The sequence below is a fragment of the Bradyrhizobium sp. P2_E8 genome (assembly GCF_056403875.1).
On the sequence record NZ_JBFUES010001700.1, the window covers coordinates 1 to 862 of the forward strand.

1 protein-coding gene and 1 pseudogene are annotated in these 862 nt (G+C 59.4%); one reads left to right on the forward strand and one right to left on the reverse strand.

Going from position 1 to position 862, the window contains the following annotated elements; all coding sequences use genetic code 11:
- Nucleotides 1-218 (forward strand): annotated as a pseudogene (locus AC1D00_RS43315) (pilus assembly protein N-terminal domain-containing protein); the annotation flags it as partial.
- Nucleotides 219-403: 185 nt separating this feature from the next.
- Here AC1D00_RS43315 and AC1D00_RS43320 read toward each other — a convergent pair.
- A complete protein-coding gene (locus AC1D00_RS43320) occupies nucleotides 404-616 on the reverse strand; it encodes a cold-shock protein (protein ID WP_011084262.1) in 213 nt (70 codons plus the stop codon).
- Nucleotides 617-862 lie beyond the last annotated feature (246 nt).

Here is an 862-nt window from a genome sequence, read left to right on the forward strand (position 1 = left end):
GCGAGATCCTGGTCGACCGCCAGATCCAGGTCGAAGGTCCGAGCGACCGGCTCGTCACTGTCTATCGCGGGGTCGAGCGCGAGTCCTATAGCTGCATGCCGATTTGCCAGCGTCGCGTGACGCTGGGCGACAGCGACAATTTCTTCAATACCACGATGAGCCAGGCCGGTACGCTGAGCAACAATGCCAGCGGCAACGCCGGCGCCAAGCCCAACTAGCAAGACCAACGAACAAGACCGATAGACGGGATTGCCGGGCAGGATCGTGCGGTCCGGCCTCTCGCACCGGCGAGGAACGATTCTCCCGGTTCGTCGAACATGAAAAAAGGCCGTGCGTCGCGCACGGCCTTTTCTGTTGTTTTGGTTTGCTCGCTCGAGCCGATCCGGACCGAAGATCCGTTGGCTCAGCCGGCGGAGCGAAGATTGTCGGCGGCCGACTTGCCGGACCGGCGATCGGCAACGATCTCGTAGGAGATCTTCTGGCCTTCGCGCAGCGTGCCGAGGCCAGCGCGCTCGACGGCGCTGATGTGCACGAACACGTCCTTGCCGCCGTCGTCGGGCTGGATGAAGCCAAAGCCCTTGGTCGCGTTAAACCACTTCACGGTTCCCATGCTCACGGGGGTAGTTCCTTCTCAGATAACACAATGTAAGAGCCCGCTCGCGCGGGCAGGTTAGATCGAATTTCTGGAAGGGTCGTCAGCGTGTCTGAACCGGCTGTACCGGTGGATGCCAATGTCGTCCGGCCGAAAATCGATTAATTCATTTTATTGGAAATGGGGCTTCAAAACAATCCTGACGCGCACGATTTTTTGATCCGCCGCGACGTGCGCGGCAGATCAGCATACAGGTCAGCATTTTAATTC